At 72.7% G+C, this 24541-nt stretch carries 26 protein-coding genes; 15 read left to right on the top strand and 11 right to left on the bottom strand.

Features of this window, described 5'->3' with window-relative positions:
* Positions 1-28 precede the first annotated feature (28 nt).
* On the top strand, positions 29-514 hold the full coding sequence (locus IG84_RS0121430; protein WP_031059532.1) for an Lrp/AsnC family transcriptional regulator: 486 nt from the start codon (positions 29-31) through the stop codon (positions 512-514).
* A gap of 60 nt (positions 515-574) precedes the next feature.
* On the opposite strand, the gene IG84_RS0121435 is transcribed toward IG84_RS0121430, so the two are convergent.
* Positions 575-937 (bottom strand): STAS domain-containing protein, encoded by a 363-nt coding sequence (locus IG84_RS0121435; protein WP_031059535.1) that lies wholly within the window; start codon positions 935-937, stop codon positions 575-577.
* Between the two features lie 166 nt (positions 938-1103).
* Positions 1104-1532: a hypothetical protein gene (locus IG84_RS0121440; RefSeq protein ID WP_157848925.1), complete on the bottom strand. Its 429-nt coding sequence runs from the start codon at positions 1530-1532 to the stop codon at positions 1104-1106.
* 173 nt (positions 1533-1705) lie between these two features.
* Here IG84_RS0121440 and IG84_RS0121445 point away from each other — a divergent pair, with 173 nt between their 5' ends.
* The 4 genes from IG84_RS0121445 to IG84_RS0121460 all read left to right on the top strand — a co-directional run bounded on the left by IG84_RS0121445 (position 1706) and on the right by IG84_RS0121460 (position 6486).
* A complete protein-coding gene (locus IG84_RS0121445; protein WP_031059541.1) occupies positions 1706-2512 on the top strand; it encodes a DeoR/GlpR family DNA-binding transcription regulator in 807 nt (268 codons plus the stop codon).
* Between the two features lie 38 nt (positions 2513-2550).
* The gene (locus IG84_RS0121450; protein WP_031059542.1) at positions 2551-3549 is read left to right on the top strand and encodes a zinc-dependent alcohol dehydrogenase family protein; all 999 of its coding nucleotides are present in this window, start codon (positions 2551-2553) and stop codon (positions 3547-3549) included.
* Between the two features lie 268 nt (positions 3550-3817).
* Positions 3818-5839, top strand: coding sequence for an oxidoreductase (locus IG84_RS0121455; RefSeq protein ID WP_031059543.1), 2022 nt, complete (start codon positions 3818-3820; stop codon positions 5837-5839).
* Positions 5840-5931: 92 nt separating this feature from the next.
* Entirely contained in the window at positions 5932-6486 is a 555-nt protein-coding gene (locus IG84_RS0121460) for a PadR family transcriptional regulator (RefSeq protein ID WP_031059545.1), read from the top strand.
* On the opposite strand, the gene IG84_RS0121465 is transcribed toward IG84_RS0121460, so the two are convergent.
* Genes IG84_RS0121465 through IG84_RS0121475 form a run of 3 tightly spaced genes read right to left on the bottom strand, consistent with a single transcriptional unit; the run spans position 6487 to position 10082 of the window.
* Positions 6487-7650, bottom strand: coding sequence for an acyl-CoA dehydrogenase family protein (locus IG84_RS0121465; protein ID WP_031059547.1), 1164 nt, complete (start codon positions 7648-7650; stop codon positions 6487-6489). It lies immediately after the preceding gene.
* 24 nt (positions 7651-7674) lie between these two features.
* Positions 7675-8865 carry a CaiB/BaiF CoA transferase family protein gene (locus IG84_RS0121470; RefSeq protein ID WP_031059549.1) on the bottom strand — a complete coding sequence of 397 codons (1191 nt, stop codon included), beginning with the start codon at positions 8863-8865 and terminating at the stop codon, positions 7675-7677.
* On the bottom strand, positions 8865-10082 hold the full coding sequence (locus IG84_RS0121475) for an MmgE/PrpD family protein (RefSeq protein ID WP_037800705.1): 1218 nt from the start codon (positions 10080-10082) through the stop codon (positions 8865-8867). Before IG84_RS0121475 ends, IG84_RS0121470 begins: the two co-directional genes overlap by 1 nt.
* Before the next feature lie 268 nt (positions 10083-10350).
* Between IG84_RS0121475 and IG84_RS0121480 the strand changes: the two genes are divergently transcribed.
* The 4 genes from IG84_RS0121480 to IG84_RS0121495 all read left to right on the top strand — a co-directional run bounded on the left by IG84_RS0121480 (position 10351) and on the right by IG84_RS0121495 (position 14389).
* Complete coding sequence (locus IG84_RS0121480; RefSeq protein ID WP_051862145.1) at positions 10351-11748, top strand: MFS transporter; 1398 nt, start codon at positions 10351-10353, stop codon at positions 11746-11748.
* Positions 11749-11781: 33 nt separating this feature from the next.
* A complete protein-coding gene (locus IG84_RS0121485; protein WP_031059565.1) occupies positions 11782-12675 on the top strand; it encodes an HTD2 family dehydratase in 894 nt (297 codons plus the stop codon).
* Complete coding sequence (locus tag IG84_RS0121490) at positions 12672-13499, top strand: HpcH/HpaI aldolase/citrate lyase family protein (protein ID WP_031059569.1); 828 nt, start codon at positions 12672-12674, stop codon at positions 13497-13499. Before IG84_RS0121485 ends, IG84_RS0121490 begins: the two co-directional genes overlap by 4 nt.
* A gap of 146 nt (positions 13500-13645) precedes the next feature.
* On the top strand, positions 13646-14389 hold the full coding sequence (locus IG84_RS0121495; protein WP_031059572.1) for a GntR family transcriptional regulator: 744 nt from the start codon (positions 13646-13648) through the stop codon (positions 14387-14389).
* A gap of 39 nt (positions 14390-14428) precedes the next feature.
* Here IG84_RS0121495 and IG84_RS0121500 read toward each other — a convergent pair whose 3' ends face one another.
* Complete coding sequence (locus IG84_RS0121500) at positions 14429-14992, bottom strand: GNAT family N-acetyltransferase (RefSeq protein ID WP_031059576.1); 564 nt, start codon at positions 14990-14992, stop codon at positions 14429-14431.
* A 26-nt stretch (positions 14993-15018) separates the two neighbouring features.
* Positions 15019-15612 (bottom strand): TetR/AcrR family transcriptional regulator, encoded by a 594-nt coding sequence (locus IG84_RS0121505; protein WP_031059579.1) that lies wholly within the window; start codon positions 15610-15612, stop codon positions 15019-15021.
* An 88-nt stretch (positions 15613-15700) separates the two neighbouring features.
* On the opposite strand from IG84_RS0121505, the gene IG84_RS0121510 reads away from it, so the two are divergent.
* Together IG84_RS0121510 and IG84_RS0121515 are read left to right on the top strand one after the other, a co-directional pair.
* A complete protein-coding gene (locus tag IG84_RS0121510) occupies positions 15701-16126 on the top strand; it encodes a nuclear transport factor 2 family protein (protein ID WP_031059582.1) in 426 nt (141 codons plus the stop codon).
* Entirely contained in the window at positions 16123-17007 is an 885-nt protein-coding gene (locus IG84_RS0121515) for an NAD(P)H-binding protein (RefSeq protein WP_245659479.1), read from the top strand. The genes IG84_RS0121510 and IG84_RS0121515 overlap by 4 nt, the downstream gene beginning before the upstream one ends.
* A 7-nt stretch (positions 17008-17014) precedes the next feature.
* Here the strand turns inward: IG84_RS0121515 and IG84_RS0121520 are convergent, their stop codons facing one another.
* The 3 genes from IG84_RS0121520 to IG84_RS0121530 all read right to left on the bottom strand — a co-directional run bounded on the left by IG84_RS0121520 (position 17015) and on the right by IG84_RS0121530 (position 20699).
* Positions 17015-18379 carry an aldehyde dehydrogenase family protein gene (locus IG84_RS0121520; RefSeq protein WP_037800706.1) on the bottom strand — a complete coding sequence of 455 codons (1365 nt, stop codon included), beginning with the start codon at positions 18377-18379 and terminating at the stop codon, positions 17015-17017.
* Between the two features lie 110 nt (positions 18380-18489).
* Positions 18490-19185 carry a type 1 glutamine amidotransferase domain-containing protein gene (locus tag IG84_RS0121525; RefSeq protein WP_031059592.1) on the bottom strand — a complete coding sequence of 232 codons (696 nt, stop codon included), beginning with the start codon at positions 19183-19185 and terminating at the stop codon, positions 18490-18492.
* A 116-nt stretch (positions 19186-19301) separates the two neighbouring features.
* Positions 19302-20699 (bottom strand): MFS transporter, encoded by a 1398-nt coding sequence (locus tag IG84_RS0121530; protein ID WP_063761829.1) that lies wholly within the window; start codon positions 20697-20699, stop codon positions 19302-19304.
* Positions 20700-20917: 218 nt separating this feature from the next.
* On the opposite strand from IG84_RS0121530, the gene IG84_RS0121535 reads away from it, so the two are divergent.
* A complete protein-coding gene (locus IG84_RS0121535) occupies positions 20918-21463 on the top strand; it encodes a DinB family protein (RefSeq protein ID WP_051862151.1) in 546 nt (181 codons plus the stop codon).
* Positions 21464-21612: 149 nt separating this feature from the next.
* Entirely contained in the window at positions 21613-22239 is a 627-nt protein-coding gene (locus tag IG84_RS0121540) for a histidine phosphatase family protein (protein ID WP_031059600.1), read from the top strand.
* Here IG84_RS0121540 and IG84_RS41225 read toward each other — a convergent pair.
* A complete protein-coding gene (locus tag IG84_RS41225) occupies positions 22232-22405 on the bottom strand; it encodes a hypothetical protein (RefSeq protein WP_157848926.1) in 174 nt (57 codons plus the stop codon). The two genes, IG84_RS0121540 and IG84_RS41225, sit on opposite strands and share 8 nt — an antisense overlap.
* Positions 22406-22622: 217 nt before the next feature.
* Between IG84_RS41225 and IG84_RS0121550 the strand changes: the two genes are divergently transcribed.
* Positions 22623-22817 (top strand): hypothetical protein, encoded by a 195-nt coding sequence (locus tag IG84_RS0121550; protein WP_030261424.1) that lies wholly within the window; start codon positions 22623-22625, stop codon positions 22815-22817.
* A gap of 40 nt (positions 22818-22857) precedes the next feature.
* A complete protein-coding gene (locus IG84_RS0121555) occupies positions 22858-24456 on the top strand; it encodes a hypothetical protein (RefSeq protein ID WP_078649158.1) in 1599 nt (532 codons plus the stop codon).
* Positions 24457-24541: the final 85 nt, after the last annotated feature.

Raw genomic sequence — 24541 nt, forward strand, 5'->3', positions numbered from 1 at the left:
TGGTCAACTTCCGTGTTACGTTCGGTACATGGCCGACTCTGTGCGTCTCGATCCGGTGGATCTGGAGATATTACGCCTGCTGCAGAACGACGCCCGGACCACATACCGCGACCTGGCCGCGGCGGTCGGCGTCGCGCCGTCGACCTGTCTGGACCGGGTGACCCGACTGCGCCGCAGCGGCGTGATCCTGGGACACGAACTGCGCCTGGACCCCGCCAAACTGGGCCGCGGGCTGCAGGCACTGCTGTCCGTACAAGTACGGCCGCACCGCCGCGAGCTGGTCGGCCCCTTCGTCGAGCGCATCCGCTCGCTGCCCGAGGCGCTCTCCCTCTTCCACCTCACCGGGCCCGAGGACTACCTCGTCCATGTCGCCGTGCCGGACGCGGCCGCCCTGCAGCGGCTGGTGCTGGACGAGTTCACCGCCCGGCGCGAAGTGGCCAGGGTCGAGACCCGGCTGGTCTTCCAGCGCTGGGCGTGCGGCCCGCTCCTGCCGCCGGCGGACGCGGTCGGCTGAGCGGGACTGCGCACAGGCTGCGCAGGGCTTCGGAAGACAACGCAGAGCTGCGCAGGGCCGTTACATCACGGAGCCGGGCGGCGCGATGACGAGCCTGAGGTGCAGGCGGGCGGCCCTGAGCCCCGCGTGGACGGGGAGGCTGGGGCGGAGCAGCACCAGGCCGCCGCCCATGGAGCGCAGCGCGCTCTGCACCCCGAGGAGGGTGTAGAGACCGGCGGTGTCGCACGAGGTGACGCCGGAGAGGTCCAGCCGGAGATGGCGCTTGCCGCCCGCCATGACCGCCGCGGTGGCGTCGCACAGCCCTGACGCACTGTCATCATCGAGGGTGCCCACCACGGCCAGCTTCGCCAGGGTGGGCGAGCCGGCGGGGACCGGCCACCTCTCGATCCGTACGCGCCTGTCGGTCGGGGCTTTCACGAGCATCCCGGCCGCCTCCCTTCAGACAACTCACCGGATGCACCGGCTCACGGCCCCCATGATGGCGCGGTGAGGTCCGCGGCAGGGCCCGCCGATCGAAACCGACCGAAGAATTCCGTCACGGACCGTGACCGTGGCACGGGCATGTGCCGGAGCCACAGGCCCGTGGCCGTCAGTCCAGCGCGTCGCGGGTCGCCTCGATGAGCTGCCGGGCTTCCTCCTCCCGCGCGTCGTAACGCTCGGGATGGGCGGACGCCTGGACCCGCTGGGCGAGCTGACCCGCTGTGAGGTCCGAGTCCTCCGCGTCCTCCTCGATGGCCCGCTCGAAGAACCGGTGCGCCGCGTAGTTGACATTCATGCACTGCTCGGCGGTGCCCCAGTCCATGCTGGGGCGCTGCTGGAACACGCCGACCGAGTCGAGGTCGCCGTGGTCCAGGTTCTCCATGCCCGACTCGACGAGGGCGGCCTCGAAGGCGGCCAGCCGGGCCTTGCCGGATGCGTTCAGTTCCGCCCCTACCAGGTAGACCACCTCGGCCACTTCGGGGTCGGGGCTCCCCGTGGCGGGGCCGGGCGGCGGTCCTTGCGGTGCCGGCTGTGGCACGTTCCCCTCCTGCCGTCGTTGTGATGTCGTCTCGCCGGCGCCTCGGCGCCGGACGTTGCGTTCAGCGTCGGGCCGGAACGGGCCCGGGGCAAGACCGCCTGGAAATGCGTAGGTCACACACTCTTGCAAAAACATCACGGAAACTGTGTGATGTTCCGCGGAGGTCAGCCGTGATGCAGAGTCGTGGTTCCGAAGCCGAGGTCGAGCAGCGCCGCCGCCGGGTGCTGCGGCAGGTCATCGAAGAAGGCGCCGTACGGATCGCCGTACTCGCCGAAAATCTCCAGGTCAGCGCCATGACGGTGCACCGCGACCTGGCAAATCTGGAGTCCCGGAAGCTGCTGGAGAAGCGCCGCGGCATGGCCGTCGCGCTGCCCGAGGTCACCATGGAGACCGCGACCCGCTTCCGCGAGTACCAACAGACCGAGGCGAAGGAGGCGTTCGCCGAGCTGCTGGTGCGGGAGGTCAGTCCGGGTGACACGGTGCTGATGGACTGCGGCTCGACACTCTTCCCGCTCGCCCGCAGGCTCGGCCGCATCGAAGGGCTGACCGTCGTCACCAACTCCCTGCGCGTCGCCTCCCTGGTCAGCGCGGCGGGCACGTCCGGTACGGACGTCATCCTGCTCGGCGGCCGCTACCGGCCCGACTTCGAGGCGTGCGCCGGTACGGACACCCTCCGCCACCTCTCGCGCATCCGCGCCACCCTCGCCTTCTCCTCCCCCACCGCCGTCGACCGCGGCCGCCTCTTCCACCCGGTCCAGGAGTGGGCCGACCTGAAGGAGGCCATGCGGGAGGCGGCGGAGCGCAGCGCGCTGGCCGTGGACCACACCAAGTTCGGGCGGACCGCCACCCATGGGTACGGCGACGCGTCCGGGTACGACCTGGTGGTCACCGACACCGCGACGCCGGCGGAGCAGATCGCGGCCATCGAGCGGCTGGGCGTACCGGTCCACGTGGTCGCACCGTCCGTCAGTCCTGACTGACAGGCCGTCAATCACTCCTGAGAGAAAGGCAGTACGCCATGCGTGCCGTCGTCATCCGGACCCCCGGCTCCTTCTCCGTCGAGACGGTCGCCGATCCGACGCCGGGCCCCGGCGAGGTCGTCGTCAAGGTCGCCGCGGTCGGCATCTGCGGTACCGATCTGCACATCGTGCAGGGCGAGTTCGCGCCGACGCCTTACCCGATCGTGCCCGGCCACGAGTTCACCGGCGAGGTCGTGGCGCTCGGCGCGGAGGTGGGCGGGGTGCGCGCGGGCGACCGGGTCGCGGTCGACCCGTCGCTGTTCTGCGGGTCCTGTCACTTCTGCAGTATCGGGCGCGGCAATCTCTGCGAGCGCTGGGGTGCGATCGGCGACACCGTGGACGGCGCGATGGCGCAGTACGTGAAGGTGCCGGCGGCCAACTGCTACCGCCTGCCGGAGAGCGTGGACCTCGCGCAGGGCACGCTGATCGAGCCGCTGTCCTGCGCGGTGCACGCCTTCGACGTACTGCCGCGGGACCTGGGCGCGCACTACCTGATCTATGGCGCGGGCACGATGGGCCTGATGATGCTGCAGCTCGCGCGGCGGGCCGGGGCGGCCTCCGTGTCGGTCGTGGACATCAACACCGAGCGGCTGAAGGTGGCCGAACAGCTCGGCGCCGACGCGGTGGCCACCGGCGCGGACGCGCTGGACCGGCCGCAGGGCTGGGAGATCGTCATCGACTGCACGGGTGTGGTGCCGGTGATCGAGGACGCGCTCACGCGGGTGCGGCGCGGCGGCACGTTCCAGCAGTTCGGCGTGGCACCGTCGGACGCGATGGCGAAAATCTCGCCGTTCCGGATCTACAACGATGAGATCACCGTGGTCGGCTCGATGGCGGTGGTGCACAGCTTCGGGCGGGCCGTGGAGCTGATGGGCAAGGGCGCGCTGGACGCCGCGACAATGCTCACGCACTCGTACGGGCTGGACGAGTTCGGTACGGCGCTGGAGACGTTCCGGCGGGGGGTGGGGCGCAAGATCCAGCTTCGGCCGGCGGGCTGAGGGGCCCGCCTTGGTTCTGGGCAGGGCCCCTCCCTCTCCCCAACCAGTGAGTGGGACCCCCTCCCCCGCCACCACCGCACACCCCCGAAGCTAGCCCCTCCCACCACCCCTCCCCGAGTTATCCACAGGCCCTCTCGGGTGACCGACGCCGCTTACCCACAGCCCCTTCTCCCACGTGACCGACGCCGCTTATGCAACATGTTGCAAAAGCGGTTCCGCTGGACTACAAACGAAGCTCGTCGGCACTGTGCGCGCGAGGAGACTTCGGATGAGCCTGTATCCCCACCTGCTGAGCCCGCTGGATCTTGGGTTCATCACCCTGCCCAACCGGGTCCTGATGGGCTCGATGCACCTCGGCCTGGAGGAGGCGCCCGGTGGCTTCGAGCGGATGGCCGCCTTCTACGCGGAGCGGGCGCGCGGCGGCGTCGGCCTCATCGTCACCGGCGGCGTCGCCCCCAACGAGGCGGGCTGCACGATGGACGGCGGCGCCAAGCTCACCACCGAGGCGGAGGCCGCCGAGCACGCGCAGGTGACCGAGGCGGTGCACCGCGAGGGCGGGAAGATCGCCATGCAGATCCTGCACACCGGGCGATACGCCTTCAGCGAGAAGCTGGTGGCACCCAGCGCGATCCAGGCGCCCATCAACCCCTTCACCCCGCACGAGCTCACCGACGACGAGGTCGAGCAGACCATCGAGGACTACGTGCGGGCCGCCGCGCTCGCGCAGCAGGCCGGGTACGACGGCGTGGAGATCATGGGCTCGGAGGGCTACCTCATCAACGAGTTCATCGCCGCGCCGACCAACCAGCGCACCGACCGCTGGGGCGGCAGTTACGAGAACCGCATCCGCTTCCCCGTCGAGATCGTGCGGCGTACGCGCGAGCGGGTCGGTCCGGACTTCATCCTGATCTACCGGCTGTCGATGCTGGACCTGGTGCCCGGCGGCTCGACGTACGACGAGGTCGTACAGCTCGCCCAGGAGGTCGAAGCTGCCGGTGCCACGATCATCAACACCGGCATCGGCTGGCACGAGGCGCGGATCCCGACCATCGCGACCTCGGTACCGCGTGGCGCGTTCTCCTGGGTGACCGAGAAGGTCATGGGCGCGGTGAAGATCCCGCTGATCACCACCAACCGCATCAACACCCCGGAGGTGGCCGAGCGGGTGCTCGCCGAGGGGCGGGCCGACATGGTGTCGATGGCCCGGCCGTTCCTCGCCGACCCCGACTTCGTGGCCAAGGCCCGCGAGAACCGCGCGGACGCCATCAACACCTGCATCGGCTGCAACCAGGCGTGCCTGGACCACATCTTCTCCGGGCAGCTCACCTCCTGCCTGGTCAACCCGCGTGCCTGCCACGAGACCGAGCTGAGCCTCTCCCCGACCCGGCGCCGCAAGGAGCTCGCGGTGGTCGGCGCGGGCCCGGCGGGCCTGGCGTTCGCGGTCTCCGCGGCCGAGCGCGGGCACGGCGTGACGCTGTTCGACGCCGCCGGTGAGATAGGCGGCCAGCTCAACGTCGCCCGCCGTATCCCGGGCAAGGAGGAGTTCAACGAGACGCTGCGGTACTTCCGTACGCGGCTGGAGGAGCTGAAGGTCGAGGTGCGGCTGGGCGCGGCCGTGAGTGCCGAGGAGCTGGGCGCGGGCGGGTACGACGAGATTGTGATCGCGGCCGGTGTCACCCCGCGCACCCCGGACATCCCCGGCGTCGACCACCCCAGCGTCGTCAGCTACCTTGACGTGCTGACCGGCCGGGTCGAGGCCGGGCGGACGGTGGCGATCGTCGGCGCCGGTGGCATCGGCTTCGACGTGGCGGAGTTCCTGACGGACGGCGGGGAGCAGGCGAGCCTGGACCCGGCGGCGTTCTTCGCGCAGTGGGGTGTGGACACCTCGTACGAGGACCGTGGCGGGCTCAAGGCGCCGGTGCGGGCGCCCGCGGCGCGCACGGTCCATCTCCTGCAGCGCAAGACCGGCAAGGTCGGCGCGGGGCTGGGCAAGACGACGGGCTGGATCCACCGCACGGAGCTGCGGCACCGGGGCGTGACGATGACGCCGGGTGCCACGTACGAGCGCATCGACGACGAGGGGCTGCACGTCACCGTCGGCGGCGAGAAGTCCGTGCTCGCGGCGGACACGATCGTGCTGTGCGCGGGCCAGGAGCCGCGTCGCGAGCTGTACGACGCGCTGGTGGCGGCCGGGCACACCGCGCACGTCGTCGGCGGCGCCGATGTGGCCGCGGAGCTGGACGCCAAGCGCGCGATTCTGCAGGGCACGCGACTGGCGGCGGACATCTGAGGGCGGCTTAGGATCGTGGGTACCGGGGGCCGCGTACGGCCGCCGGTACCCACGCCCGGCAGCGCACGACCGCCACCCAGGAAGGCACCGCCATGTCCCTCCCGCACGCGATCCTCACGGCCCTGCTGGAGAAGCCGTCGTCGGGGCTGGAGCTGACGCGGCGGTTCGACCGGTCCATCCGGTACTTCTGGTCCGCCACCCACCAGCAGATCTACCGGGACCTGCGCAAGCTGGAGGAGTCGGGGCTGATCCACGCCCTGCCGCAGGCGCAGCCCTCGCGCGGCCAGAAGCGGGAGTACGAGGTGCTGCCGGCCGGCCGGGAGGCGCTCACCGCGTGGGTGGCGGAGCGGCAGGACCCCCGGGCCATGCGCGACCCGCTGCTGCTGCGGCTGCGGGCCGCTGCCGTGGTCGGCGCGACCGGCCTGACGGCGGAGTTCCGCCGCCATCTCGCGCTGCATGAGGCGCAGTTGGCGGAGTACCACGAGATCGAGGCGCGCGATTTTCCGCCGGAGAAGACGGCGGAGGCGGACCGGCTGCAGCATCTCGTGCTGCGTGCCGGCATCGCTCAGGAGAGTTTCTGGGTCCAGTGGCTGACCGAGTCTCTCACCGAGCTGGAAGCGCTGGAGAGCGGGCCCGGGACGGGCTGATCAGTCCAGTCCGCCGCGCTTGACGAGCTGTGCGGCGATGACGTTGCGTTGGATTTCGTTGGTGCCTTCGCCGACGATCATCAGCGGCGCGTCACGGAAGTACCGTTCGACGTCGTACTCCGTGGAGTAGCCGTAACCGCCGTGAATGCGGACGGCGTTGAGGGCGATCTCCATCGCCGTCTCGGAGGCGAAGAGCTTGGCCATGCCGGCTTCCATGTCGACCCGGCGGTCCGCGTCCGCCTCGCGCGCGGCGTGCAGGGTGAGCTGCCGGGCGGCGGTCAGCTTGGTGGCCATGTCGGCGAGGTGGTTGCCGACGGACTGGTGCTTCCAGATGGGCTTGCCGAAGGACTCGCGCTCCTGGGCGTAGGCGAGGGAGTCCTCCAGGGCGGCCCGCCCGACGCCCAGCGCACGCGCTGCCACCTGGAGGCGGCCGGTCTCCAGGCCCTTCATCATCTGGGCGAAGCCCTTACCCTCGACGCCGCCGAGCACGGCGTCGGGCGCGGCGCGGTAGTCGTCGAAGGACAGCTCGCAGCTCTCGACGCCCTTGTAGCCGAGCTTGGGCAGGTCGCGGGAGACGGTGAGGCCCGGGCCGTGCTCGACGAGGAGGATCGAGATTCCCTTGTGGGCCGGGGTGGCGTCCGGGTCGGTCTTGCAGAGCAGGGCGATCAGCCCGGAGCGGCGGGCATTGGTGATCCAGGTCTTGGAGCCGTTGACGAGGTAACCCTGTTCGTCCTTACGGGCGTTGGTGAGCATGGCCTGGAGGTCGGAGCCGCCGCCCGGCTCGGTGAGCGCCATGGTCGCGCGGATCTCGCCGGTGGCCAGCTTCGGCAGGTACCGCTGCTTCTGCTCCTCGGTGCCGAAGTGCAGCAGCAGCTTGGCGACGACGGTGTGGCCGCCCATCGCGCCGGCCAGGCTCATCCAGCCGCGCGCGAGCTCCTCGGTGACCAGGACGTAGCAGGGTGTGGAGACCTTGGTGCCGCCGTACTCCTCGGGGATGGCGAGCCCGTAGATGCCGAGCGCCTTCATCTTCTCGATGAGCGCTTCGGGGTAGGTGTTGGCGTGCTCCAGCTCCTGTACGACGGGCTTGACGTCCTTGTTGACGAAGTCGTGCACGGTCTCGACGACGAACCGCTCGTCCTCGGGGAGGGTGTCCAGGGTGCTCATGCGGGATTCCTTCGGTGGGTCCGGTCAGATGACGGCGGCGGCGCGGAGGGCTGCGAGGTCGTCGGGTGTGCGGCCGAGTGCGGTGAGGATGGCGTCGGTGTGTTCGCCGACGGCCGGTACGGGGTCCATGCGGGCGGTGAGTCCGGCGAGGTCGGCGGGCGGGAGGAGGGCCTGCACGGTGGCGCCGGGGACGGCGACCTCGCGCCAGCGGTCGCGGCCTTCGAGGACGGGGTGGTCCAGGAATTCGGCGACGGAGTTGACCCCGGCGTTGGCGACGCCGATCTCCTCCAGGACCTTCATGATGTCCGCGGCGTCGGAGCGGGCGAAGCGCTCGGCGACGATCGCGTTGAGCTCGTCGCGGTGGGTGACGCGGTCGGAGCCGGTGGCGAACCGCGGGTCGTCGGTCAGCTCGGGCCGGCCGAGGAACTCCCGGCACAGCGCGGCCCATTCGCGTTCGTTCTGGATGGAGAAGAGCACGTCCTTGCCGTCGGCGGCGGTGTAGGCGCCGTACGGGGCGATGGTGGCGTGCTGGGTGCCGACGCGCGGCGGCTGGCTGCCGCTGTGCCGGGTGTAGTAGGCGGGCTGGCTCATCCACTCCGCGAGCGCCTCGAAGAGCGAGACCTCCACGGGCCGGACGACACCGGTCGTGGCGCGCGCGAAAAGCGCCGTCAGAATGCCGCTGTAGGCGTACATCCCTGCGGAGATGTCGGCGACGGACACGCCGACGCGGGCGGCCTCGTCGGCGCTGCCGGTGAGTGAGACCAGTCCGGTCTGGCACTGGACGAGCAGGTCGTACGCTTTGCGGTCGGCCCATGGGCCGCTGGTGCCGTAGCCGGAGACGGTGCAGGGGATCAGCCGCGGGTAGCGGGCGGTGAGCGCGTCGGTGCCGAGGCCGAGGCGGTCGGCGGCGCCGGGTGCGAGGTTCTGTACGAACACATCGGCGTCGGCGAGGAGTTGGTGCAGTATGTCGCGGCCGCGTTCGTCCTTGAGGTCCAGGGTGAGGCTTTCCTTGGAGCGGTTGAGCCAGACGAAATAGCTGGAGTGGCCGTGCACGGTGGTGTCGTAGCGGCGGGCGAAGTCGCCGTCGCCGGGGCGCTCGATCTTGATGACGCGGGCGCCGAGGTCGGCGAGCTGGCGGGTGGCGAAGGGGGCGGCCACGGCCTGCTCGATGCTGACGACTGTGATGCCTTCGAGGGGGCGTTGCTGATCCTGCATCAGGACTCCTTGTCCGTACGGCCGGTGGTGGCGGGGAACGCCGTCCGCATCAGCTCGGCGGCCCCCTCCCACGTGATGCCCGCGAGCAGGTCCGGTACGTCGGGGCCGCAGGCGGCGAACTTGGCGCGCAGTTCGTCGTCGGTGGGTGGGCGCTGCGGGGAGCCGGGTGGCAGGGCCAGTGCGGAGTGCAGGGCGGTGCCGTCGGCGAAGTCGAGGCGGAGGGCGACCTCGCCGTCGAGGAGGGTGGTGGTTTCGCCGGGCCGCCGGTCGACGGTGACCCGGCCGATGAGCCGCTGTGCCTCGGGGCGGTTCACGGCCTCGTCGGTGAAGCTGTCGAAGCCGGGATAGGCGTCGAGGAGTGCGGTGGCGACGGCGTACGGCATGGAGAACTTGCCCTCCAGGCCGGTGGCGGGCCGGTCGTGGAGGAGGGGGTGGACGGTGCCCGCTGGAGTGGTGACAGTGACGCCCGTGAGTTCGCCGTCCGCCTTGTCGCGGATCTCGCGGAGCGCGGCGATCGGCCGCTGCATGGCGTAGCAGCAGGGGTACATCTTGATCGCGAGGCCGCCGGGGACGGCCGGGGCCGCGGGGATCTCGGTGGCAGGGGTGCCGCCGACGCGTGTCAGCCAGGCGTCCAGGGCGCGCGGGTCGGCGGTGGCGCCCGCCTGTGCGAGTCGCGCGGCCCGTACGCCGGCGTCCGCGGCGAAGCCCACCTGCAGGGATTTGCTGTGTGTACCGAACGCCTCCTGGACGCCGCCGGCCGCGGGCACGGCGAGCGCCATGGCGGTGGCGAGCTGCTCGGGGCCGAGGCCGAGGGCGACGCCGGCCGCGATGGCGGCGGCCGGGGCGCCCGCGGTGCAGGTGGCGTGCCAGCCGCTCGCGTAGTGGTCCCAGCCGAGCATCGCGCCGAGCCGGGCCATGACGCCGGCGCCCGCGAGGTAGGCGCGCGCGTCGCCGCCGGTGGCGAGCACGGCCGGGACGGTGACCACGGAGATGTGGGTGGTGCTCTCGATGTGCAGGTCGTCGAAGTCCAGCACGTGGGCCATGGCCGCCCAGCGGGCGGCGTCCGGGAGCGGTGCTGTGATCGGCTGCAGCGGGTGGGCGCGGGCGGCCAGGGCGACGGCGACGGTGTCGGCCAGCGCGCGGCCGGCGAGTGCCAGGTCGTCGGGGTCTGCCCGGTGGTCGTGGGCCCACTGGGCGAGGGCTCGGGCGGCGGTCATGCGGTCCCCTCCGTGATGCGGCGGCCGCCGGCGGTCCGGCCGGCGGCTCCTCTGCCGCAGATTTGTACGGCCAAATGATCGCCGTGTCAACGGTGCCGGGCGGGTCCGGAAATCCCCTGCCCACGCCGGAGTGCCAGGCCCTTGACACCGCCGTGAGCCGGGCCACAGAATGCCGACGCCATGCGTGGAGTCACTTTGTACGTAGCGATGCCGTACATGACCGCGCTAAATGGCCGCCCGTTTCTGGGACCCCTCTGGAGGTAGGTCAGTGACGACCCCATCCCCCGCCCTCGCCGCGCTGAGCGGGGCGCCGATCGGCCGGACGCACCGCAGAGTGCTCCTGATCGTCAGCGCGATGTTCCTGTTCGACCTCGCCGATCTGAACACCTTCGCCTTCGCGGCCCCCGCGATCCGCGCCGTGCACGGTTTCACCGTCCAGGACGTGGCCCTGGTGACCGCCATGAGCTTCGCCGGCATGGCGGTGGGCGCCGTCCTGGGCGGCCGCGCAGCCGACCTGCTCGGCCGCCGCCTCGGCATGTCCGCCGCCGTCGCCGTCTTCTCGGCCGCCTCACTGCTCAACGCCGTGGTCTCCACGCCCGGCCCGATGGCCACCGCCCGCGCGCTCACCGGCTTCGGCCTCGGCGCGATGACCGCCATCGCGATCTCCTACCTCTCCGAGGTCACCCCGGCCACCCACCGCGGCCGCTTCCAGGCCGTCACGCTCGGCGTCGGCCTCGTCGGCATCCCGCTGGTCGCCTTCACCGCCCGCGGGATCACCGTCTCCCACCCGGCGGCCTGGCGCTGGCTCTTCGTCGCCGGGGCACTCGGCTTCCTGCTCCTCCCGTTCGTCCTGCGGCTCCCGGAGTCGCCGCGCTGGCTGCTCTCCCGGGGCCGGGCCGCGGAGGCAGCCGAGACGGTGCGGCGCTTCGTACCGGATTTCCGCGGCGGGCAGGAGCAGGACCAGCCGTCCGAGCCGGCCGCCGCGGACCGGCCCAAGGCCCGCTTCCGCGATCTCTTCGCGCCCGGCCAGCGGCGGAACTCCGTCGTCATGATGGTCGTCTGGGCCTTCGCGCTGACCGGTTTCTATGGTTTCCAGTCCTGGGTGCCGACCCTGCTGGCCGACCGCGGCCAGGACTTCGCCCGGTCGATGACCATGTCGGCGATCACCACCATCGGCGCGGTGCCCGGCGCGTTCCTCGCCACCCCGTTCATCGACCGCTTCTCGCGCAAGCACCTCGCCGTGGCGCTCGGCCTGATCGTCGCCGCCGTCGGCCTCGGTTACGGGCTCAGCACCAGCACCGGGGCCGTCATGGTCTTCGGCGTCCTGGTCGCCGCGCTCAGCCAGGCGTACATCGCCGTGCTGTACTCCTACACCCCCGAGCACTTCCCCACCGCGCTGCGCACCGCGGGCTCCGGCCTCGGCAACGGCGCCGGCCGGGCCGCCAACATCGTCGCGCCGTTGGTCATCGCCGCCGTTTACACCGCGCCGCAGCTCGGTTACGTGGGCGTCTTCGCCTTCGTCGCCGGCGCCTGGCTGATCGCCACCCTCACCGTCGCGTTCTTCGGCATCGACACGCGGGGCCGGGCACTGGAGGAGCTGCACGGCCGGCCGCCGCAGGAGGATCCGGTACGCCCCGGCTCCCCCAGCCCGACGGCCGCCCACTGACCCGCCCCGCACCTCGCACAGACAGGAGTCCCCATGTCCGGCGCCCCCGCCGACTTCAGCATCCTCGAAGAGACCGCACGCACGTGGCACCCGGCCGACACCAGCGCCACCGACCCCCTCGCCCCGGCCCCGGTCGCCGCGCTCTCCGCCGTACTGGACCTGCCGGAGCCGGTGGCCGCCGCCGGGCAGCCGCTGCCGCCGCTGTGGCACTGGCTGCACTTCCTGACCTGGGCCCGGCAGAGCGAGCTGGGCCCGGACGGGCACCTGCGCGACGGCCACTTCCTGCCGCCGCTGCCCGAGCGGCGCCGGATGTTCGCGGGCGGCCGCCTGGAGGTCCGTACGCCGCTGACCGTGGGCCGCCCCGCCGAGCAGACCAGCCGGGTGGCGAAGGTGCAGGCGAAGCGGGGCCGTACCGGCGGGCTGCTGTTCGTCACCGTACGCAGCGAGTTCCGCCAGGACGGCGAAATGCGGGTCGCCGAGGAGCAGGACATCGTCTACCGCAGCGGCGGCGACGCGCCCGTACCGGACCGGCTCACCCTCGACCCCGATGCCGAGCCGCACAGCGACGCGCCGTGGCAGCTTCCGTGGACCACCGACCCGGCCGTCCTCTTCCGCGTCAGCGCGCTGACCGCCAACGCACACCGCATCCACTACGACGAGCCCTACGTCACCGGGGTCGAGGGCTACCCGGGCCTGGTCGTGCACGGCCCGCTGCTCGTCCTGCAGATGCTGGAGCTGGTCCGCCGCCGCGCGCCCGGGCGCACCGTCCGCACCCTCTCCTACCGGCTGCGCACCCCGGCGTTCTGCGGCGAGCGCCTGCTGTCCTGCGGCACACCGTACGAGGACGGCGCCGCGTCGGGCGTGCGGCTCTCGGTCGCCGGGCCGCGCGCGGCGGAGCACGCCACGGCGGAGGTGACCTTCGCATGACCGGCACCGAGGCACCCTCGTACGCGCAGGCGCTCGCCGCGGCGCGCAGCCTGCTCTTCGTCCCCGGGCACCGCGCCGACCGGTTCACCAAGGCGGCCGCCGCGGGCGCTGACGGGGTGATCGTGGACCTGGAGGACGCGGTCGCGCCGGACGGGAAGGACGCCGCGCGGGACGACGTGGCCCTGTGGCTCGCGGGCGGCGCGCGGGCGGTGGTGCGGATCAACGCGCACGGCACCGAGTGGTTCGAGGCCGATCTGGCGATGGCGGCGGCGCACGGCGCGCCCGTCATGCTGCCCAAGGCCGAGGACCCCGCCGTCCTTACGTCCATCGCCTGCCGTACGGGCGGCCGCAGCCCGGTACTGGCGCTGATCGAGACCGCGGCCGGGGTGGAGAACGCCGCCGCGCTGTGCCGCGCACCGAACCTCGTCCGGGCCGCCTTCGGCAACATCGACCTGGCGGCGCAGCTCGGCGTGGACCCCGACGACCACCAGGCGCTGGCGTACGCGCGCTCGCGGGTGGTCTGTGCCTCGGCGGCGGCCAGGCTCGCGCCGCCGCTCGACGGCGTCACCGCCGATCTCTCGGCCGACGGACCGCTGCCGTCGGACGTCGCGCACGCGCGAAGACTGGGCTTCGCCGGCAAGCTCTGCATCCACCCGCGTCAACTCGACGCCGTACACGAAGGGTTCACTCCTTCGGCGGCCGAACAGGACTGGGCGCGGCGAGTGCTGGCGGCGGGCGAGGCGGTCACCGTGGTCGACGGGCAGATGGTGGACCGCCCGGTACTGGAGCGGGCCCGCCGCATCCTGAGCGCGGGCGGCGGGTGAGAGCCTGCGCCGGGCCCACTGGGGCTCAGCGGCCGTCCCCGCAGGTGACCCGCCCGTTCCGCGGCCGATAAGCTGGCGGTTCCTTCCTGTCCGGCCTGTCCGGACCACCTGAACCACCGATCTGTCCGAACGGCGACGAGGATGTGATGGCGGCGAACAAGCCGGTCCGTGGGCGGTCCGCGTACCAGCAGCTTGCGGACGACCTGCGCACGGATCTCGCGGGCGACCGGTACCCCAAGGGGGTGCGGCTGCCGACCGAGGCCGAGCTGGCCGAGACGTACCAGGTCAGCCGGCAGACTGTGCGCCGCGCCTTCCATGACCTGGTCGCCGAGGGCCTGGTGTACCGCGTCCCCGGGCGCGGTACGTTCGCCGCGCCGCGTGACGGCCGGTATCTCCGCAGGTTCGGCTCGGTGGACGACCTGATGGGGCTGTCCCTGGACACCACCATGCAGTTGTCCAGCCCGCTGCGGCGGCGCGTGGACATCGACGCGGCCGGGCGGCTGCGGCTGGACAGCGACATGGTGCACACCCTCGCCTTCCGCCGGTTCCACGACGATGTCCCGTTCTGTCACACCACGGTGTGGCTGCCGCCGGACGTCGGCGAGACGCTGGCGGGCGTCGGCCAGCTCACCGAGACCGGCGCGCGCTCCACGTTCACCATCATCGGCCTGCTGGACGACCGGCTGGACTCGCCGATCACGGAGGCCGAGCAGTCCATCACGGTCGCGCCGGCGCCGGACGCCGTCGCGGAGGAGCTGGCGTGCGAGCCGCACCACCCGCTGCTGCGCATCGACCGCCTCTACACGACCTCCGAGGGCCGCCGCGTCGAGCTGGCCATCAGCTACTTCCTGCCCGAGCAGTACTCCTACCGGGTACGGCTGCGCCGCTGACCCCGGGCGCCGGGCACTCAGATACCGGTGCGCGGGCGGTCATGCACCGGCGGGCGGGCGGTCGTTCAGGATGCGCTGGAAGAGCCGCATGTCCTGCCACTCGCCGTTGATGTGGAGGTACCGCGGCGCGACGCCGTAGGGCTCGAAGCCGCACTTCTCCAGGACGCGCTGCGAGCCGGCGTTGTGCAGCAACGTGCCCGCTTCGAGGCGGTGCAGCCCGGCCTCCTCGTCCGCGTACCGGGCGACCGCCTCGACGGCCGCGCTCGCCAGCCCCTTCCCGGCGTGGTCGACGTCGATCCAGTAACCGAGGTTCCCGCTGCAGGACGGGCCGTGACGGATGCCGGACAAGGTGATCACGCCGACGATCCGGGGGCCGTCCGTCAGCACCCACAGCAGCAACCGGCCGGCTTCCCGCTCCGCCAACTGCCCCATCAGACGGGCACGTTGGCCCTCGATCGTGAAAAAGTCCGCCTCCCGCAACGAGTCCCAGGGGCGCAGGTGCTCGCGGTTGTGCAGATACGCCGCGAGCAGCGCTTCGGCGTCGGTGGCGGCGGCCGGCCGCATGACGACACCGCCCGGCAGAACACTGGCGTCACTGGGCATGCCGGTCACGGTAACCCCGAAGCGCGTCACTCCGGATCACGCGGTGACCCGATGAACGCAGCAGTGCAGTCCGCCAGTTGTGACCGCATCACCTCGCGCGGCACGCGCTCCTCGCCCGCCAGGTGCTCGACGAGGTCGGCGCGGACGGCGGCGAGCAGCGCATGGGCGGCAAATCCGCTGTCGGGCAGCCCTGGCAGCCCCTCCAGCATGGTCCGCAGCAGGGTGTGCCAGCGCTCGTAGTGCGCTGCCCGGTACGGGCTGCCGCTGCCGGATCCCTCCAGGGCCAGGGCGAGGTGGCGGTTGTCGAGCTTGAAGCAGAGGAGGGCGTCGAGCAGGGCCGGCACCCGCTGCAGCGGCGGGGTGCCGGGCCCCAGTGGCGGCGGGCCGGCCTCGACGGCCTCCTCGACCGGTTCGAGCCGCGCCGCGTACAGCGCCCTGATCAGGCCGGCGCGGTCGCCGAAGGCACGGAAGAGCGTGCCCTTGCCGACGCCGGCCGCTGCCGCGATGTCGGCCATGGTGACGTCGTCGGGGCTCTCGCAGTCGGTGAACAGGGTGTCGGCGGCGGCGAAGACGGCCGCCCGGTTGCGGACTGCGTCCTTACGGGCTCTGCGCTCGGGCACGCGGCTCCTCCTTTACAAAGCGGACCACGGGTCCGTATCTTGTAGAAGCGGACCCCGGGTCCGCATTCTAAGGGACGAGAGGACACCCATGCCCGTACACACCTCACCGACCGAGCTGTACCGCCACAGCCTGCGCCTGCTGCTCGACAAGGACATTCCCGCCTGGACCGGCCTGTGGGCCGAGGACGGCGTCATGGAATTCCCCTTCGCGCCCGAGGGGTGGCCCCGGCGCCTGGAGGGGAAGGCGGCCGTCGCCGACTACATGCGCCACTACCCCGACCACATCGACCTGCACGACTTCCCCGACCTGCGGATCCACCGGACCGAGGACCCGGAGACCATCGTGGTCGAAATGCGCGGCGTGGGCCGCCTGGTGGAGACCGGCAGGCCCTTCGACATGACGTACATCGCCGTCGTGACCGTCCGGGAGGGACGCATCACCTCCTACCGCGACTACTGGAACCCACTCGCCGTGCTCGAACCCGGCGCCGACTTCGCGGGGAGCACCCGATGACCACGGAACACCCGATGAGCACGGAGCACCCGACGGCTGCCCCCGGCACCACCCTGGTCACCGGCGCCACCGGCACCACCGGCGGCCGTACCGCCGCGCAGCTCATCGCCGCGGGCCACCGCGTCAAGGCCGCGAGCCGCCGTGCCACCCCGGTCCGGGGCGCGGAGCCGGTCCGCTTCGACTGGTACGACCCGGCCACGCACGGTGCGGCGCTCGACGGCGCCGACCGCCTCTACCTCGTACCGCCCGTGGGCGACTCCGACCCGGCGGCCGTCATGCTGCCCTTCCTCCGGCAGGCGCGCGCCGCCGGCGTACGCCGCGCGGTACTGCTCAGCTCCTCGGCCATCCCCGAGGGCGGCCCGGCGGTGGGGGCCGTGCACCAGGCGCTGCCCGGTCTGTTCGACGAGTGGGCCGTGCTGCGGCCGTCGTGGTTCATGCAGAACTTCACCGGCTCGCATGCCCACGCCGTCAGCATCCGGGAGAGCGGCACCCTGCTGACCGCCGCCGGGAACGGGCGGGTCGGCTTCGTCGACGCCGACGACATCGCCGCCGTCGCCGTGCGCGCCCTGACCGACGACAGCGCCCCCAACACCGATCCGATCCTCACCGGACCGGAGGCGCTCAGCTACGACGACATCGCCACGATCATGACGGAGGTCAGCGGGCGGCCCGTCGTCCACAACGCGCTGACCTACGACCAACTGTGCGATCGCCTCGCGGCGCAGGTGCCGCCGGAGTTCGCCGCGCTGCTGGCCGGCATGGACCGCGCCATCGCCCGGGGCGCGGAGGACCGCACCACCGACGCCGTCCAGCGCCTCACCGGCCGCCCGCCCCACGGCTTCCGCGAGGTCGCGGAACGGGAGCGGGCGCGCGGCAAGTGACGTGGCGTCAGGTCAGGGGCACGTCCAGCATCGCCTTCCGGTGGCTGAACGTGGCGATGGAGTGCGGGCCGTGGTAGGCGCCCATGCCGCTCTCGCCGACGCCCCCGAAGGGCAGGTCGGGGACGCGGAGGTGGGCCATGGGCATACCGAAGCCGAGGCCGCCCGAGGAGGTTTCCGTGGCCAGCCTGCGGCGCGTGGCCTCGTTCTCCGTGAAGCCGTAGAGGGCCAGCGGCTTGTCGCGGTCGTTGATGAACGCGATCGCCTCGTCCAGGTCCGCGACCTCGACGATCGGCAGCACCGGGCCGAAGATCTCCTCCTGCATGACCGGGGAGCGGGCACCGACATCGGCCAGTACGGTCGGCGCGATGTACTTCTGTGCCCGGTCGTGGGCGCCGCCGGTGACCGTCCGGCCCGAGTCGAGCAGGGCGGTCAGGCGGTCGAAGTGGCGGTGGTTGACGATCCGGCCGTACGCGGGCGAGGCCGCCGGGTCGGGGCCGTACAGCTCCTCGATGGCCTCGGCGAGGGCGATTTGGAGGGCCTTGGAGGTCTCCGGGTCGGTCAGGACGTAGTCGGGCGCGACACAGGTCTGGCCGGCGTTCTGGAACTTGGCGCGGGCCAGCCGCTGCGCCGTCCGGGTCACGTCCGCGTCCCGGTCCACGAACGCCGGTGACTTGCCGCCCAGTTCGAGGGTCACGGGCGTGAGGTGCTCGGCGGCGGCGCGCATCACGATCCGGCCGACCGTGCCGTTGCCGGTGTAGAAGATGTGGTCGAAGCGCTGGGCGAGGAGAGCGGTGGTCTCCGGTACGCCGCCCTCGACGACGGCGACCGCGTCGTTGTCGAGGTACTCCGGCAGCAGCCGGGCCAGCAGGGCCGAGGTGGCCGGGGCCAGCTCGCTGGGCTTGGCGACGACGGTGTTGCCCGCGGCGAGCGCGCCCGCGAGGGGGACGAGCAGCAGCTGCGCGGGGTAGTTCCAGGGTGCGATGACCAGGACGACGCCGAGCGGATCGTACCGGGTGCCCGCCGTGCTGCCGGCCGGGAAACCCTCGGCGGACAGGGCGACCGGCCTGGGCCGCAGCCACTCCTCCAGGTGCTCCAGGGTGTGGTCGATCTCCCGGATCGGGAAGTCCACCTCGGCGCCGGACGCCTCCGCCTCGCTCTTGCCCAGGTCCGCGTGGAGGGCGGCGGCGAGGTCCGCGCGGTGTTCGGTGAGCAGCGTACGGAGCTTCCAGAGCTGCTGCGCGCGCCAGTCCAGGGAACGGGTGCGGCCGCCGCGGAAGGTGGCACGCAGCCGGGCGACGAGGTCGGCGGGGGCCTCGGCGGCCCCGGCTGCTGCTGCGGGGGCTTCGGCGGAGGTGACGGGTGAGCCGGTCATGCGGTGCTCGATTCGTTCAGGGTGGTGCGTGCGATCGACCATGCACAGCGTCGGCGCGGAAGCATTCATTCCACGCCGGTCCGTGCCGGGACGGGAAGGGCGCCCGGCTCTCAGCCCAGCGCCTTGATCATTTCCGCGGCGAGCGGGCCGGAGGAGGCCGGGTTCTGGCCGGTGAAGAGGTTGCGGTCGGTGAGGACGTACGGCGCCCACGGCTCGCCCTCGCGGAAGTCCGTACCGAGCTCCACCAGCCGGTCCTGGAGCAGCCACGGCGCCTTGTCGGCGAAGCCTGCTTGCGCCTCCTCGGCGTTGCTGAAGGCGGTGAGGCGGTAGCCGGCGAACGGCGAGGTGCCGTCGGGGCCGCGGGTGGCCAGCAGCGCGGCCGGGCCGTGGCAGACGATGCCCAGCGGCCGGCCCGAGGCCAGCGCGTCGGTCAGCAGCCGGCCCGAGTCCTCGTTCGTGGCGAGGTCCTCCATCGGGCCGTGGCCGCCGGGGTAGAAGACGGCCGCGTAACCGGCCACGTCGACCTGCTCCAGCTTGACCGGGCGGCGCAGCGGGTCCATCGACTGGAGTGTGGCGGCGACCGCGTCCGCGCCTTCCTGGCCGCCGTTGACCTCCGGGGCCAGGCTGGCCGGGTCCAGGGTGGGCAGCACGCCGCCGGGCGTGGCGACCACGACCTCGTGGCCGGCCCCGGTGAACGCTTCGTACGGGGCCGTCACCTCTTCGCCCCAGAAGCCGGTGGGGTGCCGGGTGCCGTCGGCCAGCGTCCAGTGGTCGGCGCCGGTCAGCACGAAAAGGATCTTCGCCATGTCGGTCCTCCGGGTCCTTCGGTTCGGCGGGGTTCACGTGGTGCCCCGAACGTAACGGCTGTACGCGTCCGAGGCCGCCCAGCGCGCCGGTGCCCGCATTCCCGGCGTGCCGCGCGCTATGCCTTCTCCAGCCGGTCGGGGTGGGGCACGGACGGACCGTCCGCCGGGTGCGGCCCGGATGGACCGTCCGGGTAGGGCGCGGGTGGCCCGGCCGGGGTTTCGGGAGGCGCCGGTCCCGTCCCCGCCTCCCGGTCCAGCTCCCGCCATTCGTGGCGCAGCCCCGCCAGGTTGGTGGCGAGGAAGTACGCCGCGCCGCTCACCGCGAGGACGGGGACCAGGCCCGCCCAGACCACCGCAGCGCCGGCGAGCAGGCCGCCGAGCGGGATGCCCGCCCAGGCCAGCGAGTCGCCCAGCGCGCCGACCCGGCCGAGGAGGCGGCGCGGTATCCGCTCCCAGATGACCGCGCCCAGGATCGGGTTGAGGAAGCCGGAACCGAAGCCGGAGAGCGCGTACACGGCCACCACCGCCCATACCGGTACGTCCACCGCCAGGATCACGAACTGGGGCGCGCCGGCGATCAGGAAGCCGGCGAAGAAGACCGGCCGGCGGCGCAGCCGGTGGGCGACGACCGCGGCGACCAGGCTGCCGGCCACCGCCGTGAGGCCCGCCGCGCTCGCCGTCAGGCCGATCGCGGAGGGGCCGTGGCCGGATTCCCTGGCCCAGATCGGCATCAGCACGGAGGTGCGGGCCGCGTCGAGGAAGTTGGTGAAGCCGACGGTGCAGATGATGATGAGCAGCAGCGGCTGGCCGCGCAGGTAGGTGAAGCCCTCGGCGAACCGGTGCCAGTAGCCCGCTTCGGACTCGGCGGCCGCGGCTCCGGAGGCGGCCGCGTCCCCGCCGTACGCCGTCCCCGTACCGTCGTCCGCGCCGCCCATGCCGCGCGGCAGGGCCAGGCCGACGAGGACCGAGCCGAGGGCGAAGGTCGCCGCGTTGACGAGCAGGCCGGCCAGCGGCCCGAGTACGGCGACCAGTACGCCGCCGAGGCCGGGGCCCACCGTGGCGGCGAGCCGTTCGACCACGCCGAGGAGGCCGGTGGCCCGTTCGATGGCCATCGCCGAGCGTGCGGCGGCCTCCGGGATCATGACCTCTTTGGCCAGGTCACCGGGGCCGCGGGCGCCGCCGATCACGGCGACCAGGACGAGCAGCAGCCAGAAGTCCAGCAGGCCCAGGGCGTGCAGTGCCGGCACCGCGGCGACCACCGCCGCGCTGACCACGTCCGCCGTCCAGGAGATCACCCGGGCTCCCGCCCGGTCGACCAGCGGCCCGGTCAGCGCCTTGATCAGGACGTACGGCGCCATTTCGCAGAACGCGACCAGGCCGGTCTGTGCCGCGCTGCCCGTGGTGACCAGGACGAACCAGGGCAGTGCGATCGCGGATACCCGGGTGCCGGCCTGGGAGACGGCGGCGGCCGTCAGCAGTCCGGCCAGCGGTCGCAGCCGCGTCCAGCCGCCCACCCGTCTGCCGCTCCGGCCGCCTCCGGTCCGTCTGCTGCCGTCGACCTGTTCCCCGATGGGTCCGCTCACGCCGCCCGCCCCCGTTCCGTCCGCGCGCCGTCGCGCGCCCGCGCCAGTTCCTGTGGATGTATTTCGTTCCTATACCGCCCGATGTGCTCGGGCGGCAGTGCTCGCTCCCCGCGTAATCCCGTGCGCGGGCGGTACGGCAGACTCGCTCCATGACCGAGACCACACCGACCGCCCCCGACGCCGTGCCCGCACCGCTGCTCGTCCGCACCGGCGGCGAACGCGAAGTCCTGGAGGCGTTCCTGGACTTCCACCGCTCGACGCTCCGGGGGAAGGTGCGGGGCCTGGCCGACGACACGGCGCGCCGCCGGCTCGTCCCTTCGGAGACCACCCTCGCGGGGCTGGTCAAGCACCTGACCCTGGTGGAGCGGTCCTGGTTCCCCGACCTGCTGACCGGTGCGGAATCGCCCGCGGGGGACACGGGCGACGCAGCCGCGGCGGGCGGGCACGACGGCGGCTGGCAGGTGGGGCCCGAGGAGTCGCTCGACGGGCTGCTGGCGGCGTACGACGCGGCGTGCGCGCGATCGCGCGCGGTGGCCGCCCCGTTCCCCCTGGACCATGTCGTGCCGCATCCGCAGATCGGTGAGATCTCGTTGCGCTGGGTCTATGTGCATGTCATCGAGGAGACTGCCCGGCACGTCGGCCACGCCGACATCCTCCGCGAGCAGACGGACGGCGCGACGGGCGTCACCGCGTGAGCACACGGCCGGGCCCGGCGCCGGCGGTCCGCCGTCCGGTAGCCTGAAATTGCTTGCATAGCCCATATACGTACGTGCCGTACGGGCGGCGCGCCAGTACGGACACGCGCCGTGCGGGGCGCCGTCCGCTCCCCGACCGGAGTTCTCCCATGCGCCTGCTGCTGATCCGTCACGGTCAGACCCCGTCCAACGTCGGCCACCTGCTGGACACCACGGCCCCGGGACCCGGCCTGACCGAGCTGGGCGAGCAGCAGGCGGCCGCGCTCCCGGAGCGGCTGGCCGACGAGAAGATCGACGCGCTCTACGCCTCCACCCTCGTGCGCACGCAGCTCACCGCGGCGCCGCTCGCCGAGGCCCGCGGACTGGACGTGGTGATCCGCGACGGCGTCCGCGAGATCGCCGCGGGCGACCTGGAGATGCGCGGCGACGCGGCCTCGAACGACCAGTACCAGCGTGTGGCGTTCTCCTGGCCGGCGGGCAAGCCGGAGCTGCGGATGCCCGGCGGCGAGAACGGCGTGGAGATGCTGGCGCGTTACGACGCGGTGATCGAGGAGATCGCCGCTTCCGGTGTGGAGGCGGCCGCCGTGGTGAGCCATGGCGCGGCGATCCGTACCTGGTCCGCCGCCCGCGCGAACAACCTGGACGCGGACTTCGCCATCGCGCACCCCCTCCCGAACACCGCGGTCGTCGTCCTGGAGGGCTCCCCGGCCAGCGGTTGGACGGCCGTGTCCTGGTCGGACATCGACATCCCGGCGACGGGTCTGCCCATCAGCTGAAGAGGCTGCTGAACAGCCACATCATCAGGGCCCAGCTCCCGATGAGGGCCGCGGCGGCGAGGACGAAGCCGACCCACACGGAGGTGGGCAGGCGCGGGGGGATGACCGGCCTCGGGGGGACGACCGGGCAGCACTTCGAGCAGTGCGGTCGCACGGTGACGGCCATGGCGCCCACATTCCTGCGCGCCGAAGTGCCGCACAAGGGGCGCGACCGGCATCTACGGCGCTTGTAGGCACACTCCGGGGCAGATTGCGCTACGACGGGGCCCGATTGGGGGGTTTCAACGATAAATCACCCATTTGCGGCTTTGCCGGGCTTGATACGGGCTGTGAGGCTGGAAGAACTCATGGTGACCGTCCCCACCACCCAGGAGAGAACCCCCATGGTCCTGTCCATCTCCGGCGTTGTCCTGCTCGGCGTCATCATGTTCCTGTTCTTCCGCAAGGACGGACTGAAGGTCTCCCACGCCATCGTCTGCGCGCTGTTCGGCTTCTACCTCGCGGGCACCGCCATCGCCCCGGGCATCAAGGCCGGCGGCGCGAGCCTCGCGGGTCTGCTCAAGGGGCTCTCGCTCTGAGAGTCCTGCCGAGTCGTCACGCATCCCCAGGAGATCTTCCGTGCCCCGGCGTCCACTGCCCAGCATCCTGAGCAACAGCGCTCCCCTCACCCGCGGCCGCGACTTCGCGCGGACCGCGGCCGACAGCGCCTCCGACGTGTTCCACCCGCTGCTCGTCATCGGCCGCGGCCTGCGCCGACTGCTCGCGGCCGGCCGGCAGCGGTGGTCGGCGACGCCGCGGGAGCGCCGCGGCCCGGTGCTGGCCACGACGGCCGTCTGCCTGGTGTCCCTGGCGCTCGTGCCGTACGGACCGCTGCTCGGCCTCATCTCGGTGATGGCGGCGGCCGCTTGGGCGGGCCGGGAGCGGACGCCCGCCGACGCCGGGCCGACCGAGGCCGAGACCGGCCGGCTGCGCGCCCTGTACGAAGCGCTGGTGCCGTACCTGAGCTTCGAGGGCGACCCGAACCCGCTGTACGTGCACGACGGCGACTGGACCGCGGCCTTCACCGAGTACGAGTTCGACGAGGACGGGCGGCTCGCGCGGCTGCGCCTGAAGTACCCGGTCTACTTCACCGATGCCGAGCCCCAGTCCCGGGTCCGCATCGAACAGGTACTGCTCGCCAAGTCGGGGCGCGGCCGGGAGTACCACTTCGCGTGGGACCAGGAGGGCAACCAACTGGTATTGACCGTGCTGCCCGCGCTGCCGACCGACATCGCGGCCCAGCGCTTCGTGACCACGCCGACCGAGACCGTGCTGGGCTTCACCGACGCGGGCGCGGTCCAGCGCACCGTCCCGGTGTCGGGCGCGGCCGAGGAGGCCGAGTCGCGGGACGTGCCGCCGGTGGTCTGGCGGACCGGACCGCGCTCCACCGAGTCCCACCTGCTGGCCCTGGGGCGCCCCGGGAGCGGCACCACGACCCTGCTGCGGTCCGTCGCCCTGCAGGCGCTCTGCCACGGTGACGTGCTGGTGATCGACGGCAGCGGGACCGGCGAGTTCGCCTTCCTGCTGGGGCGGCCCGGCGTGCTCGGCGTGGAGTCCGGGCTGACCAGCGCGCTGGCCACGCTGGAGTGGGCGGCGCACGAGACGGAGCGGCGGCTGATCGCCGCGAACCGCGCGCGGCAGGCCGGACTGCCCGTCCCCGACGACATCCGCCAGCCCCTGTGGGTCCTCGTCGACCGGCCGAGCGCGCTGACCCACCTCGCCGCCGCCGAGGGCCGCGACGACCCGCAGCGCCTCCTCCAAGTACCGCTGCGCCACGGGCGCGCCGCGAGCGTCACCGTGGCCGTCGCCGACCAGTTCGAGAGCGCGGAGCTGCTGAGCGAGCCGGTACGCGCCCATACCCGGGCGCGCGTCGTGCTCGGGCCCTCCGGCCCGGAGGACGTGCGCGCCGTCCTGGGCGCGCCCCCGGAGACCACGCCCGCCGACCAGGTCCCGCCGGGGCGCGGCTACGCCCGGCTCGGCTCGGGCCCGGTCCTCCGCCTCCAAGTGCCCGCCACGCCCGATCCGTTCGACGACGCGACGAGCGAGTACCACCGGCAGGCGGTACTGGCGCTGCTGCCGGAGCGCACGGCCCTCGGCTCCGTGCCCGCGGCCGCCGCCCCGCCCGCCGACGACGCGGACTTCGGGTACCGCGCCGGCACCGCCTCCGGGGCGGTGTGACCGACCGCCCTCACGGGCCCTCTTCTCCGGGCGGCCACCGGTGACGCGCTCCACCGGCGGCCGCCCGGATCATTTCTTCCGAAAC

Source organism: Streptomyces ochraceiscleroticus, from assembly GCF_000720485.1.
In the GTDB taxonomy this organism is placed as follows: domain Bacteria; phylum Actinomycetota; class Actinomycetes; order Streptomycetales; family Streptomycetaceae; genus Streptomyces; species Streptomyces ochraceiscleroticus.